Genomic DNA, 16,574 nt, shown 5'->3' on the forward strand with positions numbered 1-16,574 from the left:
CACCCATGACCGACATCATCGAGAACGCGACGCGCTCCATCGAGGCGCACCCGTTGACGGTCCACATCGGCGCCGAGCTGCGCGGGGTGAACCTGGCCGAGGTCGCCCGCGACGACGACCTGTTCGCCGAGCTCAAGGCGCTGCTGCTGCGGCACAAGGTGCTGTTCGTCCGTGACCAGGACATCACCCGCGCCGAGCACGTGGCCCTCGCCGAACGCTTCGGCCGGCTGGAGGACCACCCGGTCGCGGGCAGCGACCCGGACCACCCCGGCCTGGTGCGTATCTACAAGGACCTGGACAGCCCGGCGGAACACTACGAGAACGCATACCACTGCGACGCGACCTGGCGTGAGGCGCCGCCGATGGGCTGCGTGCTGCGGATGGTCGAGGGTCCACCGGTCGGCGGCGACACCATCTGGGTCAACATGGCCGAGGCCTACCGGCGACTGCCCGACGACGTCAAGGAGCGCATCGCCGGGCTCCGCGCACGGCACAGCATCGAGGCCAGCTTCGGCGCGAACATGCCGACCGAGCAGCGTCTCGCCCTGCACGCCCGGTTCCCGGACGCCGAGCACCCGGTGGTGCGCACTCACCCGGAGACCGGCGAAAAGGTGTTGTTCGTCAACGCCTTCACCACCCACTTCACCAACTACCACACCCCGGAACGGATCCGGTTCGGCTTCGACTACACCCCGGGCGGCAGCGAACTCCTCAACTACCTGATCCGCCAGGCCGCGGTGCCGGAGTTCCAGGTCCGCTGGCGGTGGACCCCCAACAGCTTCGCGATCTGGGACAACCGCAGCACCCAGCACTACGCCGTGCAGGACTACTGGCCCGCCGTTCGCAAGATGGAGCGCGCCGGGGTCATCGGCGAGACCACCTACTGAACCCCGGACAGGAGACCCCCCATGCACTTCCTCGACGACTCCCTGTGGCCCGAGACCCAGGAGAAGCTGGTCATCACCGCCGCACCCTACGGACCCGAGTGGGAACCCGGCGACTTCCCCGAGGACATCCCGGTCACCATGGACCAGCAGGTCCAGGCCGCCGTCGACTGCTACAACGCCGGCGCCACCGTCCTGCACATCCACGTCCGCGAGCTGAACGGCAAGGGCTCCAAGCGGATGTCGATGTTCAACGAGCTGCTCGGCCGGGTCCGTGACGCCGTGCCGGACATGATCCTCCAGATCGGCGGGTCGATCTCGTTCACCCCGGAGAACGAGGGCGAGCAGGCCAAGTGGCTGGAGGACGAGGCCCGGCACCTGCTGACCACTCTCGACCCGGCACCGGACCAGGTCACCATCGCCATCAACACCAACCAGATGAACATCGTCGAGCTGATGACCGCCGACGACATCGCCGGCACGTCGTTCGAACGGCCCGCGCTCTGGGAGGCGTTCCGGAACATGGTCGTCCCGGCCGAGCCGGCCTGGGTCGAGGAACACCTGCGGCGGCTGCGGGCCGCCGGGATCCAGCCGCACTTCCAGCTCGCCAACGTCGCGCAGCTGGAGACCGTGGAACGCCTCGTGCGGCGCGGTTTCTACACCGGACCGCTCAACATCAGCTGGGTGGCCATCGGCGGCGGGTTCGACGGCCCGAACCCGTACAACATGATGGAGTTCATCCGCCGCGTGCCCGACGGCGCGTCGCTGACCCTGGAATCGATCATGCGGGCGGTCCTGCCGATCAACACCATGGGCATCGCGATGGGCCTGCACACCCGCTGCGGCAACGAGGACACCCTCTGGGGCCTCAAGGGCGAGAAGATGACCACCGTCCAGCAGGTCGAGAAGCTGGTCCGGATCGCCGACGAGCTGGGCCGCAAGGTCGCCGACGGCAAGGAAGCCCGCGACATCTACAAGATCGGCGAGTACTGGGACAGCACCGACGAGGCCCTCGCACGGCTCGGCTTCCCGCCGAACCGCAAGCCCGGCCAGCTCGGCTTCACGTTCCACTCCTGAGCCCTCGACCCGCCTGCGTGGGGTGCGGTACGCCGCACCCCACGCTCATACCCGTCTGGTCATACCTATTACCTCACCCCTCCGGCTCATTCTTGGAGCGATCATGGCCATGCAAGTCAGACCGGCAGTCGCGGCCCCCGACGCGCCTCTCGCCCGGATATCCCGGGTGTTTCCGTGGGTCGTCTTCGCGCTCACCTTCGGTTTGCTGCTGTCGGACTACATGTCCCGGCAGGTCCTGTCGGCGGTCTTCCCGTTCCTGAAGGAAGAGTGGGGCCTCACCGACACCCAGCTGGGCAGCCTGACCAGCATCGTCGCCCTGGCCGTCGGCGTACTCGCGGTGCCGCTGTCGCTGGTCGGCGACCGCTGGGGCCGGGTACGGGCGATCGTCGTCATGGCGGTCGTGTGGAGCCTCGCCACGCTGGGCTGCGCGCTCGCCGCCGGCTACGGGCACCTGCTCGCGGCCCGCCTCATGATCGGTGTCGGCGAGGCCGCGTACGGCAGCGTCGGCCTCGCGGTCGTCCTCGCGGTCTTCTCGGCGCGCCGGCGTGCCTCGCTCACCGGCGCGTTCATGGCGGCCGGATCGTTCGGCTCCGTGCTGGGCGTCGCGCTCGGCGGCCTGCTCGCCGTCCAGTTCGGCTGGCGCTGGGCGTTCGCCGTGATGGGCGTCTTCGGCCTCGTGCTCGCCGGCCTCTACTGGGTACTGATCAACGAGCGCAAGCTGGCCGCGCACCGCGTCGACGACGCGCCCGGCACCGGGCCGGCGCTGGCCGCCAGGCACCGGCGGGCCAAGCTGTCCACGCTCTTCTCCACCCCCGCGGTGATCTTCGCGTACGTCGGCGGCGGCCTCCAGCTGTTCATCGCCGGCTCGCTCTTCGCCTGGCTGCCCAGCTACTTCAACCGGGCGCACGACATGGCGCCGGACAAGGCCGCCAAGGTCGCCGCGCTGTTCATTCTGATCATGGGCGCCGGCATGATCGTCTGCGGCATGATCACGGACCGCGTCGGGCGGAGCCGGCCGATCAGCAAGTGGACCACCGCCATCGTCTTCGCCACCGTGACGTTCGTCTTCCTCGGCGCCGCCTTCGCCGTCGAGCCGGGCGGGGCGCAGATGCTGCTGCTCGCCATCGGCTGCTTCTTCGCCGCCGGCACGACCGGGCCCACCGGCGCCATGGTGGCCCGGCTGACCCACGAGTCCATCCGGGCCACCGCGTTCGGCACGCTCACCCTCTTCAACAACGTGCTCGGCCTGGCCGCCGGCCCGGTCATCACGGGCGTGCTCGCCGACCGGCTGGGCCTGGCGACCGCCATGAGGTATGTCCCGCTGGCCGCCGTGGCCGCCGTCGTCCTGCTGTTCCTGGGGCGGCGCGCCTACCCCGCCAGCATCCGGCGGCTCGAGCTCGCCGAGACGACCGGCGCCACGGACGGGGGCCCGGCGTGACCTCCGGCCCGGGCACAGTGATCATCACTGTGCCCGGGCTGCGGGGGCCGGTGCCGGACCACTGGCAGACCCGGCTCGCCGCCGCGCTGCCGAACGTGCGGCCCGTCCCGCCGCTCGGCCGGGAGAACCCGAGCCTCGACGAGCGGGTGGCGGCGCTGCAAGAGACGATCGAGGCGACCGCCGGGCCCGTGGTGATCGTCGCGCACAGCGCCGGCGTGATCACGACCGTCCACTGGGCCGCCGGCCGAACCGCCGGACGGGTACGCGGCGCCCTGCTCGCCACCCCGCCGGACCTGTCGCGACCGCTGCCGGCGGAGTACCCGTCCCTGTCCGCCCTGGCCGGCCTCGGCTGGCTCCCGATACCGCGACAGCCGCTGCCGTTCCCGAGCATCGTCGCCGCCAGCGCCGACGACGCGCTCGGCGACCCGGCCCTGGTCCGGTCCCTTGCCGACGCCTGGGGCAGCGAATACCGCGAGCTCGGCGCCGTCGGCCACCTCAACCCCGCGTCCGGCTACGGCGACTGGCCCGGCGCCGAACCACTGATCAAGGAACTCGACCACCCGGAGGCACCCCGATGACCCTGAACCTGGCCACCCTGCTGGAGGACAGCGCCCGCCGGCACCCGGATCGCGACGCGGTCGTGCTCGGCGAGACCCGGCTCTCGTACGCCGCGCTCGACGCGGCCGCCGGCCGGGTGGCCGGGCTGCTGGCGAGCCGGGGCGTCCGGCCGGGCGACCGGGTCGCCCTGTCCTGCCCGAACCTGCCGTACTTCCCGATCGCGTACTACGGCATCCTGAAGGCCGGCGCGGTCGTCGTGCCGCTCAACGTGCTGCTCAAGGGCCGCGAGATCGCCTACCACCTGGCCGACTCCGCGGCCCGGGCGTACCTCTGCTTCGAGGGGACCGCCGACCTGCCGATGGGCGCCGAGGGCTTCGCCGGCTTCGGGCAGACCGACGGGTGCGAGGAGTTCTTCCTCATCACCGCCGACCCGGCCGCCGCCTCGCCGATCGAGGGTGCGCAGACGCTCGGGCGGGCGCTCGCCGGCGTCGACGGCACGTTCGAGTCGGTGGACACCGACGAGACCGACACCGCGGTCATCCTCTACACCAGCGGCACGACGGGGCAGCCGAAGGGCGCCGAACTGACGCACGCCAACCTGGTGTTCAACGCGCTCACCTGCAACCGGCTGTTCGGCGGCCTCGCCACCGAGCACGAGCGGCACCTGATCACGCTGCCGCTGTTCCACTCGTTCGGCTCGACGGTGCAGATGAACGCCGGCTTCGCGGTCGGCTCGACGCTGGTGCTGATGCCGCGGTTCCAGGCGGACGAGGCGGTCCGGCTGCTGCAACGGGAGAAGATCACCTTCTTCGCCGGCGTGCCGACGATGTACTGGGGGCTGCTCGGCGCCCTCGACGGGAGCGTCGACGTCGAGGAGATCGCCCGCAACCTGCGGGTGGCGGTCTCCGGCGGCGCCTCGCTGCCCGTGGAGATCATCAAGCAGGTGAAGGAGCGGTTCGGGGTACAGATCCTCGAGGGGTACGGCCTGTCGGAGACCTCGCCGGTGGCCACGTTCAGCGACCCGGAGCGGGACCCGCGGCCCGGCTCGATCGGCGTACCGATCTGGGGCGTACGGGTGAAGCTGATCGACCCCGAGTGGAAGACGATCGAGGGCACCGACGAGGTCGGCGAGATCGCCATCCGCGGGCACAACATCATGAAGGGCTACTACAACCGGCCGGAGGCGACCGCCGAGGTGATGCGCGACGGCTGGTTCCGCACCGGCGACCTCGCGCGCCGCGACGGCGACGGCTTCTACTACATCGTCGACCGGGCCAAGGACATGGTCATCCGGGGCGGCTTCAACGTGTACCCCCGCGAGATCGAGGAGGTGCTGCTGACGCACCCGGCCGTCTCCCTCGCCGCGGTCGTCGGCGTGCCGCACGACAGCCTCGGCGAGGAGGTCAAGGCGTTCGTCATCCGCGGCGGGGACGTCACCGAGGACGAGCTGATCGCGTGGTGCCGGGAGAACATGGCCGCCTACAAGTACCCGCGCCTCGTCGAGTTCGTCGAGTCGCTGCCGATGACCGCGACCGGCAAGATCCTCAAGCGGGAACTGACCGACCGGTGACCGGGCGGGACCGGGACGCCGGCGCCGCCGTTCCGGTCCGTCACCGTTCGTCGAGCACGACGATCCCGTCGTCGTCGCTGAAGACCTGCGCGCCGGGGGTGAACCGGCAGCCGCCGAACTCGACGACCACGTCCCGCTCGCCGGCACCGGTCTTGGTGCTCTTGCGCGGGTTGCTGCCGAGCGCCTTGATCCCGATCGGCAGCGCGCGCAGCGCGGCGACGTCGCGGACCGCGCCGTGGATGATCACGCCGGCCCAGCCGTTCGCCACGGCCAGCCCGGCGATGAGGTCGCCCATCAGGGCGGTGTGCAGGGAGCCCGCGCCGTCGACCACCAGGACCCGGCCCGCACCGGGCTCACCCAGCACCGACTTGAGCAGCGCGTTGTCCTGGAAGCAGGAGACGGTCACCGCCGGGCCGTGGAACGCGGCCTCGCCACCGAACTGGCGCAGCTGGGTGTCGCAGGACCCGAGCTGCTCGCCGTACTTGTCGAAGAGGTCCGCGGTGCTGTCCAAGTGATCTTCCTTTCGGGTAGGCGCAGCGTGAGCATAGTCAGGCCCCGGCCAGGAACGGGCGGGCCAGCAGGCCGCCCGCGCCCCGGGGGTGCACCGCGGCCGCCACCAGCACCGCCACCGCGACGGCCCCGGCGGCCGGGCCGAGCACGGTGAGCAGCGCCGCGGCGCCGGCCGCCGTGCCCAGCCCGAGGCCGAAGATCGCGAGGAGCATGAGCCCGGCGAGCCGGGCCGGACCCGGGGCGTCCGGGTGTTCTAGGCCCCGCGACCACCAGCCCGCCGTCATCCACAGCAGCAGGGGCACCAGCACCAGCCCCATGGCGTACAGGGTGAGCGCGACGTCGCTGGCGAGGAACGCGGCCGGGTCGAACCCGCCGGCCCGCCAGTCGGCCGTGGTCGGCGCGAAGAACCGGCGGTACCCGGTGCCGTCCCAGCCGTACGCGAGGACGAAGAACATCGCGAGGTAGCCGAGCGGCATCTGTAGCCAGGACAGGTAGTGGTGGCCGCGCCGCCACAGCTCCCGCGCGACGAGATAGCCGATCACGCCCTGGCTGATGTTGGTGACCGCGAACGCGGCGACCAGCCAGCCGGGCAGGTCCGCGTGCGCGCCCGCCGCGTGCATCGTCTCCCAGCCGGGGAACCGCCAGAGCAGCCAGATCCCGCTCGGCGCGAACACGCAGGCGAGGAAGAGCACGGTCGCGGTGAGCCGCCGGTCGTCAAGCGGTTCGCGGGCGGGCTCCCGCATGCCGGCGCGCGCGGCGGCCGCGCCGCAGCCCGCGCCGATGGCGTACGACCAGAAGACGTCGACCTGGACCATGGCTGGTTCCCTTCAGGACGGCGGGCCGGGCTGGGCGAGCCCGTCGAACATCAGCATCACGACGGCCCGGATCCAGGCGTCGCGCAGCGCCACCGCGGTGGGGTCGCGGGCCACCTGGGCGGCGCCCTCGAAGACCATGCCGTTGACCACCCGGGCGGTCACGCGCGCGTCGAGGTCGCCGCGGAGAAAGCCGCGCTCCTGCCCGTTGCGCAGGTAGGCGGCGGTGTAGTCGGCGAAGCGGTCGAGCGCCTCCCGGTGCTGCTCGCGCAGCCGTTCGTCGACGGTCGCCAGGTCGAAGAAGACCAGCCGGCCCAGGGCCGGGTCGGCGGCGAACAGCGCGTAGAGCCGGCGCCCGATGCGCCAGACCTGTGCCCGGTATTCGTCGAGGCCGGCGGTGGCGTCCGGCGGGTCGGCGGCGACCACCTCGGCGATGCGCCCCAGCGCCCGGTCGAGGACGGCCGAGGCCACGTCGCGCTTGTTCTCGAAGTACCGGTAGACGGTGCCGTGCCCGATGCCCAGCTCGCCGGCGAGGTCGGCGATGCCCGCGGCGGCGTAGCCCTTGCGGGCGAAGACGGCGTGCGCGGCGTCCAGGATGGAGTCCCGGCGTCCGGGTTCCGCGGTTCGGGCCATTGATGAATGACACATCATTCCGGAATCGATGTCAATGACCATCGATATATAGCCATCTGGCGTAGGATTCCCACCATGATCACGGGCAAGGACGAGGAATCCGCCGCCATCGACCGGCTGGACCGTCAGATCCTCCACAGCCTGCGGATCGCTCCCCGGGTGCCCTTCGCGCGGCTGGCCGCCGCCCTCGGCGTCTCCGAGCAGACCGCCGCCCGCCGCTACCAGCGCATGCGCACCCGGGGCCTGGTCCGGGTCTTCGGCCAGGCCGACCCGGCCCGGATGCCGGGCACGACGTCCTGGGCGCTGCGGATCTCCTGCCGCCCCGGCGCCGCGACGGCCATCGCCGAGGCCCTCGCCCGGCGCACCGACACCGCCTGGGTCACGATCGACGCCGGCGGCGCCGAGCTCACCTGCGCCACGTGGATCACCGAGGACCGCCGCGGCCTGCGGGACGGCCTGCTGCACCAGCTGCCCCGGGCCGCGAACGTGCTGTCCCTGAGCGCGCACCAGGTCCTGCACCAGTTCGCCGGGCGCGGCGAGGCGAACTGGATCGCCGCCGACGACCAGCTCGACGCCGCGCAGCGGGAACGGCTGCTGGACGGCGCCGAGCACGGCGACCCGGACTCCGGCGCGTGCGTGGAGCCCGGCGACGGCGCGCTGCTGACCGCGATCGCGCACGACGGCCGGGCCGGCTACGCGCAGCTCGCCGCCGCAACCGGCTGGACCCAGCGCAAGGTCGCCCTGCGGCTGGCGGCGCTGACCGGCAGCCGCGCGGTCCGGTTCGACATCGACGCGGCGGTGACGCTCATCGGGTTCCGGGCGGTGGCCAACCTGTGGTTCACCGTCGCACCTTCCGACCTGGCCGCGGTCGGCGCCCGGCTCGCCGACCACCGGCAGCTGGCCTGGGCGGCGGCGATCACCGGCGCCACGAACATCACCGCCACGGCGCTGTGCCGCGACGCCGGTGAGTTGTACCGCTACCTGACGACCGATGTCGCCGCGATCCCCGAGGTGCGCACCTGCGAGACGGTGCCCATCTTCACCCGCGCCAAGCAGGCGATGTCACTGGTGGACGGCGGCGTGCTCCGCGGGCCGGTCGTCTGACGCGGCCGGCGCGCCCGGTCGCACCAGCACCAGCACGGCGATCCCGCCGAGCACCGCGACCCCGGCGGCGACCAGGAAGCTCGCGTCGAGCCCCGCCGCCGCCGCGCCGTGCAGCGCCCGGTCGACGGTCTCGCGCAGCCCGTCCGGCAGCGCCGCCAGGATCCGGCCCGCCTGACCGGCCGCGAGCCCGTGCGCCGACCGCGCGGGATCCGGCGCGCCCGCGTCGCCGAGGTAGCCCTCGGCCCGGGAGGCGAAGACGGTGCCGAGCACCGCGATGCCGATCGCGAAGCCGAGCTGCCGGGCCGTGTTGACCACGCCCGCCGCCATCCCGCCGCGCTGGGCCGGCACCGCGCCCATCGCCGATTCGGCGAGCGTCGGCATGACCAGGCCGACACCGACACCGATGACCGCGTACCCGGGCAACAGCGCCGGCCAGCTCGACCCGGCGCCAAGCAACGCCGCGCACAGGGCGCCGCCGGCGCCGATCAGCAGCATGCCGCCGCCGATGAGCAGGCGCGGTGACCGGCCGTGCAGCCGGGCGCCGACGACGCCGGAGACCAGCACCGCGGCGATCGACATCGGCAGACCGGTCAGGCCCGCCTGTAGCGGGGACAGCCCGATGACCGACTGGAGCCAGATCGAGGTGTAGGTGAAGGCCGCGAACGCGCCGAAGTTGACGAGCAGCGCGGCGAGCAGGAAGCCGACGAACGAGCGGTTGCGCAGCAGCGCCAGGTCCAGCATGGCGTGCGGGCTGCGCCGTTCGATCGCCACGAAGGCCACCGCCGCCAGCGCGGTGAGGATCAGCAGCCCCCAGGTCTGCACCGCGGCCCAGCCGGCGGTGTTGGCCCGGATGACCGCCAGGGTCAGCGCCCCGGCGGCGGCGGTGAACGCGAGCGTCCCGGCCAGATCGAATCGGCCGCGGCGCGGCGCGTGGTCGGCGGCGAGCACCAGCAGGGTCAGCGCGACCGCGGCGAGGCAGACCGGCAGGTTGACCAGGAAGATCCAGCGCCAGCTCAGCGCCTGCGTGAGCAGCCCGCCGAGGATCGGCCCGATCGCCGCGGCGGCGCCGGAGACGCCGCCCCAGACGCCGTACGCCACGCCCCGGTCGCGGCCCTGGTAGGCGCTGTTGAGCAGGGCGAACGTGGTGGTGAACATGGCCGCCGCGCCGACGCCCTGAAGCACTCGGGCCCCGATCAGCGCGATATCGTCGGTCGCCAGCCCGCAGGCGAGCGAGGCGAGCGCGAAGAGGCCGAGCCCGGCCAGGTAGAGCCGGCGGTGCCCGATGCGGTCGCCGAGCGCCCCGGCGCCCAGCAGCAGGACACCCAGCGACAGCGCGTACCCGTCGACGACCCATTGCAGCGAGTCGAACGACGTGTCGAGATCGATCGCCATCTGGGGCAGCGCGACGTTCACGATGGTGACGTCGATGAGCAGCATGAAGGTACCGAGACTGATCGCGATCAGCGGCCACCATTTACGCACAGCGTTCTCCTGAGATCGTGGGACCGCACGATCGTCCCGCTCGGCCCCGACAACTCCCAGCGGCAGCTTAGATCACGTAGTAATCCGCCAAGGATCCCTCAGATGTGCGATGAACCCTCCATCTGGTGGTTCAGCGTTCCAGGATCGCGACGACGCCGAGGCCGCCGGCGGCGCAGATGGAGATCAGGCCGCGGCCGGAGCCCCTCTCGGCGAGCAGCCGGGCCAGGTTCGCCACGATCCGGCCGCCGGTCGCGGCGAACGGGTGGCCGGCCGCCAGCGACGAGCCGTTGACGTTGAGCCGGGCCCGGTCGATCGGGCCGAGCGGGGAGTCCAGGCCGAGGCGCTCCTTGGCGAACTCCGGCGACTCCCAGGCGGCGAGGGTCGCCAGCACCTGGGAGGCGAACGCCTCGTGGATCTCGTAGAAGTCGAAGTCCTGGAGGGTGAGGCCGTTGCGGGCCAGCATCCGCGGCACCGCGTACGCGGGCGCCATCAGCAGGCCCTCGTCGCCGTGCACGAAGTCGACGGCCGCGGTCTCGCAGTCGGCGAGGTAGGCAAGCACCGGCAGCGAGCGCTCCTGCGCCCACTGCTCGGACGCGAGCAGCACGGTGGACGCGCCGTCGGTCAGCGGCGACGAGTTGCCCGCGGTCATGGTGGCGCGGCCGGCGTCCGGTCCGCGGGTGCCGAAGACCGGCTTGAGCCGCGCGAGCCGCTCCATGCTGGTGTCGGCCCGCAGGTTCTGGTCGCGGTTCACCCCCAGGTAGGGCGTGACCAGGTCGTCGAAGAAGCCCCGCTCGTACGCGGCCGCGAGGCGCTGGTGCGACGCGAGCGCCAGCTCGTCCTGCGCCTCGCGGTCGATGTTCCACCGCACGGCCGTGACGGCGGCGTGCTCGCCCATCGACAGCCCGGTGCGCGGCTCGGCGTTGCGCGGGACCTCCGGCCGGAACGCCTGCTGCGGGCGCAGCCGGGCGGCGGCCCGGAGCCGGGCGCCGAGCGTACGGGCCCGGTTGAGCTCGAGCAGCGCCCGCCGCATGTCCTCGTTGAGCTGGAGCGGCGCGTCGGAGGTGGTGTCGACCCCGCCGGCGATGCCGGCGTCGATCTGACCCAGCGCGATCTTGTTGGCGACCAGGATGGCGGCCTCGAGCCCGGTGCCGCAGGCCTGCTGGATGTCGTACGCGGGCGTGCGCGGGTCCAGCCGCGAGCCGAGCACCACCTCGCGCGTGAGGTTGAAGTCGCGGGAGTGCTTGAGCACCGCGCCGGCGACCACCTCGCCGAGCCGCTGCCCGGCCAGCCCGTACCGGGCGACGAGTCCGTCCAGGGCGGCCGTGAGCATGTCCTGGTTGGAGGCCTGCGCGTACGGGCCGCCGGACCGGGCGAACGGGATGCGGTTTCCGCCCACGACGGCGACGCGGCGCACGGACTGCACGACTTCCTCCAGTTGCATTGCGGATGACCTACCCACGGGTAGGCTACGCCCGTGCGCGACAGGTATGCGAGCTTCGCGAACTCCGATCTCGGCCGGACCGTGGTGCGGCGGCTCGGGCTGCCCGACCCGCCCCGGCTGCGGCGCCACGAACCCGGCGACCCGCTGACGCAGGGGCCGGTGCTGCTCGGCGCGGCGCCCGGCGGCCGGCTCGCCGATCCGGTGCGCAAGCTGCTCGATGTCACCGAGTCCGCCGCCGAGGGCACCCGCTACGGCGCGCTGGTCTTCGACGCCACCGGGGTCACCGAGTCGGCCGGCCTGCGCGCCCTCTACGACTTCTTCCACCCGCGGGCCCGCTCGCTGCTCGCCTCCGGCCGGGTCGTGGTGCTGGGCACCCCGCCCGAGGCCTGCGGATCGCCGCGGGAGGCGACCGCGCAGCGCGCCGTCGAGGGGCTGGTCCGCAGCATCGGCAAGGAGTTCGGCCACGGCGTCACCGCCCAGCAGGTCCTGGTGGCGCCGGGCGGCGAGGCGGCGATCGAGTCGACGCTGCGCTTCCTGCTCAGCGGCCGCTCGGCGTACGTCTCGGGCCAGGTGATCCGGGTCGGCGCCGGCACGGTGACCGCGCCGGCCGACTGGGAGCGCCCGCTGGACGGCAGGACCGCCCTGGTCACCGGCGCGGCGCGGGGCATCGGGGCGGCCATCGCCCGGGTGCTCGCCCGCGACGGCGCCGAGGTGGTCGCCCTCGACGTGCCGGCCGCCGGCGACGCGCTGGCCGGCGTCGCCAACGACGTGCGCGGCCGGGCCCTGCAGCTCGACCTGACCGCGCCGGACGCCGCCGAGCGGCTGGCCGCCCATCTCGCCGGCGGCGTCGACGTGCTCGTGCACAACGCGGGCATCACCCGCGACCGGACGCTCGCCCGGATGGACGCCGCGCGGTGGGACTCGGTGCTCGACGTCAACCTGTCCAGCCAGGAGCGGATCAACGAGGTGCTGCTGGAGCGCGACCTGATCGGCGAGGGCGGCCGGATCATCGGGGTGTCCTCGATCGCCGGCATCGCCGGCAACCGGGGGCAGACCAACTACGCCACTTCCAAGGCCGGCGTGATCGGCCTGGTGGAGTCGACCGCCCCGGTGCTGGCCGGCCGCGGCATCACCGTCAACGCGGTCGCGCCGGGGTTCATCGAGACCGCGATGACCGCCAAGGTCCCGGTCCTGCTGCGCGAGGCCGGCCGCCGGATGAACAGCATGGCGCAGGGCGGCCTGCCGGTCGACGTGGCGGAGACGATCGCCTGGTTCGCCTCGCCCGGCTCCGGCACGGTCACCGGCAACGTGGTCCGGGTCTGCGGCCAGAGCCTGCTGGGCGCGTGAGGTCGTGGCGGCCCTGACCACCGCCCGGGCCGCCCTCGGACTGCTGCCGCGGCGGCGCCCCGCGACGCTGCCCGCGCGGGAGCCGGCCGTCCTGGCGGTGACGGTGGACCGCGAGCACCTCGCCCGGTACGACCGGGTGTGCGGCTTCCGGCTCGCCGACACGCTGCCGGCCACCTACCCGCACGTGCTCGCCTTCCCGCTCGCGCTGCGCCTGATGTCGGCGCCGGACTTCCCGTTCCCGGTGGTCGGGCTGGTGCACGTCGCCAACCGCATCACCGTGCGCCGGCCGATCGACGCCGGCGCGCCCCTCGAGATCTCGGTGCGCGCGGCGGACCTGCGGCCGCACCATCGCGGGCGGCAGTTCGACATCGTCACCACCGCCGTTGTCGACGGCGAGGAGGCCTGGCGCGGCGTCTCCACGTACCTGCGCAGGGAGGGCACGGCCGAGCGCCGCGAGCAGGGTGAGCGGCCGGCCGGGCCGGCGCCGTCGGCGCGCTGGACGGTACCGGCGCGGGTGGGCGGCGACTACGCGGCCGCCTCCGGCGACCACAACCCGATACACACCTCGCGGCTGGGCGCGCGGCTGTTCGGCTTCCCGCGCCCGATCGCGCACGGCATGTGGAGCAAGGCGCGCTGCCTCGCGGCGCTCGAGGGCCGGCTACCGGCGGCGTACACCGTGGACGTGGCCTTCAAGGCGCCGATCCTGCTGCCGGCGACCGTGGCCTTCGCCGTGATGCCGGACGGCGAGGGCCGGCGGTTCGACCTGCGCTCCGCCGGCACTGACCGGATCCACTTGACCGGCCATCTTGCGGGGCAACCTACGTGACCGTAGCGTTACCGGCGGGTAATAACTCTACGAACTGCCGGGAGGCGAGGTCCGCCATGGAGTTCTGGCTCGACCTGAACGAGGAGCAGCGCGACCTGCGCGAGTGGGTGCACGGCTTCGCCGAGGGAGTCATCCGCCCGGCCGGCGCGGAGTGGGACGAGCGCGAGGAGACGCCCTGGCCGGTGATCCAGGAAGCGGCGAAGATCGGCCTGTACGGGTTCGAGTTCCTGGCCAACACCTGGTCCGATCCGACCGGCCTCTCGCTGCCGCTGGCCAACGAGGAGCTGTTCTGGGGCGACGGCGGCATCGCCATGGCGATCTCCGGCACCGCGCTCGCGGTCGCCGCGATCTACGGTTCCGGCACGCCGGACCAGCTCGTCGAGTGGGTGCCGCAGTGCTTCGGCGACGCCGCCGATCCCAAGCTCGGCGCGTTCTGCAGCACCGAGCCGGAGGCCGGCTCGGACGTCGGCGCGATACGCACCCGGGCCGTCTACGACGAGGCCAAGGACGAATGGGTCCTCGACGGACAGAAGGCGTTCGCCACCAACGGCGGCATCGCCAACGTCCACGTGGTCACCGCCTCGATCGACCCGGGACTCGGCTCGCGCGGGCAGGCCGCCTTCGTCGTCCCGCCCGGCACGCCGGGCCTGGCCGCGACCCGCAAGCTCAAGAAGCTCGGCCTGCGTGCCTCGCACACCGCCGACGTCTTCCTCGACGGCGTACGCGTGCCCGGCAGCTGCCTGCTCGGCGGCAAGGAGGCGCTCGACGAGCGGCTGGCCCGGGCCCGCACCGGGCAGCGGGCGAGCAAGCAGGCCGCCATGCGCACCTTCGAGCTGTCCCGCCCGGCGGTCGGCGCACAGGCGATCGGCATCGCCCGGGCCGCCTACGAGTACGCGCTCGAGTACGCCAGGACCCGGGTGCAGTTCGGCCGGCCGATCATCGAGAACCAGGCGGTCGCGTTCGCCCTCGCCGACATGCGCACGGAGATCGACGCCGCCCGGCTGCTGGTCTGGCGGGCCGCCTGGATGGGCCGCAACGACCGCCCGTTCACCGCGGGCGAGGGCTCGATGTCGAAGCTCAAGGCCGGCGAGGTGGCCGTCGCGACCACCGAGAAGGCGGTGCAGATCCTCGGCGGCGCGGGCTACCTGCGCGAACACCCGGTCGAGCGGATGTACCGCGACGCCAAGATCTACACCATCTTCGAGGGCACGTCGGAGATCCAGCGGCTGGTCATCTCCCGGGCGATCTCCGGCATGGCGATCCGCTGACCCGTCAGGTGGGGTACACAGTGGCCGTCCCGTTCCTCCTCACGACGCTGGCCAGACGCGGGCTGCTCCGGCCCGCGCCGCCGGCCGACGTCGTGCGGCAGCTCTCCGTGCTGCGCCGGTGGGGCTTCGGCCTCGCCGGCGAGCTCCGGCAGGCCGCCGCCCGCGACCCGGGGCGGCTCGCCGTCGTCGACGAACGCGACGCCCTGACCTACCGCGAGCTGCTGGACCGGGCCGAGCGCCTGGCCCGCGCCCTGCGCGACACGGCCGGCGTCCGGCCCGGCGACCGGGTCGGACTGCTCTGCCGCAACTCCGTCGGCATGATCGAGACCCTGGTCGCGGTCACCTCGCTCGGCGCCGACCCGGTGCTGATCAACACCGGCCTCTCCGGGCACCAGCTCGTCGCCGTCGCCCGCGACCAGGAGCTCCGGACGCTGATCCACGACGACGGGTTCGCGCCGCCCGACGGCGTCGACGGCATCGGCGAGGCCTCCCGCGCGGCGCTGATCGACAAGGCCCCGCCCGGCCCGCTCGGCCCGCCCGAGCGCGAGGGGCGGACGATCGTGCTGACCTCCGGCACCACCGGCGTGCCCAAGGGCGCCCTGCGGCGTACCCCCGGCGGGTTCGGTCCGCTGTGCTCGATGATCGACCGGATCCCGCTGCGCGCCGGCGAGCGGGTGCTGATCGCCGCGCCGCTGTTCCACACCTGGGGCTACGCCGGGCTGCAGATCGCGCTGGCGCTGCGCGCCACCGTCGTGCTGCGCCGCAAGTTCGATCCCGACGACGCGCTGGCCGCGATGGTGCGTCACGAGTGCACCGCCCTTGTCGCCGTCCCGGTCATGCTCCAGCAGCTCATGGAGGTGGCGCCGGCCGGAACCCGGCCGCCGCTGCGGGTGGTCGCGGTCAGCGGTTCCGCCCTGCCCGGCGGCCTGGCCACCCGCTTCATGGACCGGTACGGCGACGTCCTCTACAACCTGTACGGCTCCACCGAGGTGTCCTGGGCGTCGATCGCCACCCCGGCCGACCTGCGGGCCGCGCCGAACACGGCGGGCCGGCCACCGCACGGCACCCGGGTCGCGGTGCTCGACGCGGCCGGCGCCCCGGTGCCGGCCGGCGCGTCCGGGCGGCTGTTCGTCGGCAACGAGATGCTCTTCGAGGGCTACACCAACGGCCGGTCCCGGGAGGTCCGCGACGGCCTGCTGGCCACCGGCGACCTCGGCCACCTGGACGCGGCCGGGCGGGTCTTCGTCGACGGCCGCGAGGACGACATGATCGTCTCCGGCGGGGAGAACGTGTTCCCGTCCGAGGTCGAGAACCTGCTCGCCGACCTGCCCCAGGTCCGCGAGGTGGCCGTGATCGGGGTCGACGACGCCGAGTACGGCAGCCGGCTGGCGGCGTATCTGGTGCTTCACCCCGGCGGGGCGCTCACCCCGGACGAGGTCCGCGATCACGTGCGTGGTCACCGGGCTCGTTTCTGCGTACCCCGGGATGTGGTGTTTCTGCCGCGGCTGCCGCGGAACGCGACCGGGAAGGTGCTGACCCGCGACCTGCCCCGGCCGCCGGCTCCCCCGTCCTGACGGCGGCACGACGGGGTAGCGCATGATCCACTTGTAGTGCAGGGTGTCGC

Annotated in this window: 15 protein-coding genes; 10 read left to right on the forward strand and 5 right to left on the reverse strand. The window is 73.2% G+C overall.

Annotation, left to right across the window (positions count from 1 at the left end; all coding sequences use genetic code 11):
• The first annotated feature begins 5 nt into the window (after positions 1–5).
• The 5 genes from BJ971_RS23040 (at position 6) to BJ971_RS23060 (ending at position 5,527) form a co-directional block, all read left to right on the forward strand.
• Positions 6–887, forward strand: a complete 882-nt coding sequence (locus BJ971_RS23040) for a TauD/TfdA dioxygenase family protein (protein ID WP_184995308.1) — start codon at positions 6–8, stop codon at positions 885–887.
• A 21-nt stretch (positions 888–908) separates the two neighbouring features.
• Positions 909–1,961: a beta-keto acid cleavage family enzyme gene (locus BJ971_RS23045; protein ID WP_184995309.1), complete on the forward strand. Its 1,053-nt coding sequence runs from the start codon at positions 909–911 to the stop codon at positions 1,959–1,961.
• Positions 1,962–2,127: 166 nt separating this feature from the next.
• A complete protein-coding gene (locus BJ971_RS23050; protein ID WP_203709605.1) occupies positions 2,128–3,399 on the forward strand; it encodes an MFS transporter in 1,272 nt (423 codons plus the stop codon).
• A complete protein-coding gene (locus BJ971_RS23055) occupies positions 3,396–3,977 on the forward strand; it encodes an RBBP9/YdeN family alpha/beta hydrolase (RefSeq protein WP_184995311.1) in 582 nt (193 codons plus the stop codon). The genes BJ971_RS23050 and BJ971_RS23055 overlap by 4 nt, the downstream gene beginning before the upstream one ends.
• Entirely contained in the window at positions 3,974–5,527 is a 1,554-nt protein-coding gene (locus tag BJ971_RS23060; protein ID WP_184995312.1) for a long-chain-fatty-acid--CoA ligase, read from the forward strand. The genes BJ971_RS23055 and BJ971_RS23060 overlap by 4 nt, the downstream gene beginning before the upstream one ends.
• Positions 5,528–5,567: 40 nt before the next feature.
• Here the strand turns inward: BJ971_RS23060 and rraA are convergent, their stop codons facing one another.
• The 3 genes from rraA to BJ971_RS23075 are packed head-to-tail and all read right to left on the reverse strand — an operon-like array spanning position 5,568 to position 7,482.
• Positions 5,568–6,038 (reverse strand): ribonuclease E activity regulator RraA, encoded by a 471-nt coding sequence (gene rraA, locus BJ971_RS23065; RefSeq protein ID WP_184995313.1) that lies wholly within the window; start codon positions 6,036–6,038, stop codon positions 5,568–5,570.
• Positions 6,039–6,075: 37 nt separating this feature from the next.
• Positions 6,076–6,852 (reverse strand): hypothetical protein, encoded by a 777-nt coding sequence (locus BJ971_RS23070; protein ID WP_184995314.1) that lies wholly within the window; start codon positions 6,850–6,852, stop codon positions 6,076–6,078.
• A gap of 12 nt (positions 6,853–6,864) precedes the next feature.
• Entirely contained in the window at positions 6,865–7,482 is a 618-nt protein-coding gene (locus tag BJ971_RS23075) for a TetR/AcrR family transcriptional regulator (RefSeq protein WP_184995315.1), read from the reverse strand.
• A 75-nt stretch (positions 7,483–7,557) separates the two neighbouring features.
• Between BJ971_RS23075 and BJ971_RS23080 the strand changes: the two genes are divergently transcribed.
• A complete protein-coding gene (locus BJ971_RS23080) occupies positions 7,558–8,586 on the forward strand; it encodes an Lrp/AsnC family transcriptional regulator (protein WP_184995316.1) in 1,029 nt (342 codons plus the stop codon).
• Here the strand turns inward: BJ971_RS23080 and BJ971_RS23085 are convergent.
• Both BJ971_RS23085 and BJ971_RS23090 read right to left on the reverse strand, forming a co-directional pair.
• Positions 8,545–10,068, reverse strand: a complete 1,524-nt coding sequence (locus BJ971_RS23085) for an MFS transporter (RefSeq protein ID WP_184995317.1) — start codon at positions 10,066–10,068, stop codon at positions 8,545–8,547. The two genes, BJ971_RS23080 and BJ971_RS23085, sit on opposite strands and share 42 nt — an antisense overlap.
• A 130-nt stretch (positions 10,069–10,198) precedes the next feature.
• On the reverse strand, positions 10,199–11,491 hold the full coding sequence (locus tag BJ971_RS23090; protein WP_184999047.1) for an acetyl-CoA C-acetyltransferase: 1,293 nt from the start codon (positions 11,489–11,491) through the stop codon (positions 10,199–10,201).
• A gap of 51 nt (positions 11,492–11,542) precedes the next feature.
• Here BJ971_RS23090 and BJ971_RS23095 point away from each other — a divergent pair, with 51 nt between their 5' ends.
• The 4 genes from BJ971_RS23095 to BJ971_RS23110 are packed head-to-tail and all read left to right on the forward strand — an operon-like array spanning position 11,543 to position 16,524.
• A complete protein-coding gene (locus BJ971_RS23095) occupies positions 11,543–12,856 on the forward strand; it encodes a 3-oxoacyl-ACP reductase (protein WP_184995318.1) in 1,314 nt (437 codons plus the stop codon).
• A 4-nt stretch (positions 12,857–12,860) separates the two neighbouring features.
• Positions 12,861–13,682, forward strand: coding sequence for a MaoC/PaaZ C-terminal domain-containing protein (locus BJ971_RS23100; protein ID WP_184995319.1), 822 nt, complete (start codon positions 12,861–12,863; stop codon positions 13,680–13,682).
• A gap of 56 nt (positions 13,683–13,738) precedes the next feature.
• Positions 13,739–14,950, forward strand: a complete 1,212-nt coding sequence (locus BJ971_RS23105; RefSeq protein ID WP_184995320.1) for an acyl-CoA dehydrogenase family protein — start codon at positions 13,739–13,741, stop codon at positions 14,948–14,950.
• 20 nt (positions 14,951–14,970) lie between these two features.
• Positions 14,971–16,524 (forward strand): AMP-binding protein, encoded by a 1,554-nt coding sequence (locus BJ971_RS23110; protein WP_184995321.1) that lies wholly within the window; start codon positions 14,971–14,973, stop codon positions 16,522–16,524.
• The last annotated feature ends 50 nt before the right edge of the window (positions 16,525–16,574 follow it).

The organism is Amorphoplanes digitatis, from assembly GCF_014205335.1.
Taxonomy (GTDB): Bacteria; Actinomycetota; Actinomycetes; order Mycobacteriales; family Micromonosporaceae; genus Actinoplanes; species Actinoplanes digitatus.

Coding starts and splice junctions, on each gene's coding strand:
- BJ971_RS23040 (WP_184995308.1), top strand. CDS start 6: ATGACCGACATCATCGAGAACGCGACGCGCTCCATCGAGGCGCACCCG.
- BJ971_RS23045 (WP_184995309.1), top strand. CDS start 909: ATGCACTTCCTCGACGACTCCCTGTGGCCCGAGACCCAGGAGAAGCTG.
- BJ971_RS23060 (WP_184995312.1), top strand. CDS start 3,974: ATGACCCTGAACCTGGCCACCCTGCTGGAGGACAGCGCCCGCCGGCAC.
- BJ971_RS23070 (WP_184995314.1), bottom strand. CDS start 6,852: ATGGTCCAGGTCGACGTCTTCTGGTCGTACGCCATCGGCGCGGGCTGC.
- BJ971_RS23075 (WP_184995315.1), bottom strand. CDS start 7,482: ATGGCCCGAACCGCGGAACCCGGACGCCGGGACTCCATCCTGGACGCC.
- BJ971_RS23080 (WP_184995316.1), top strand. CDS start 7,558: ATGATCACGGGCAAGGACGAGGAATCCGCCGCCATCGACCGGCTGGAC.
- BJ971_RS23105 (WP_184995320.1), top strand. CDS start 13,739: ATGGAGTTCTGGCTCGACCTGAACGAGGAGCAGCGCGACCTGCGCGAG.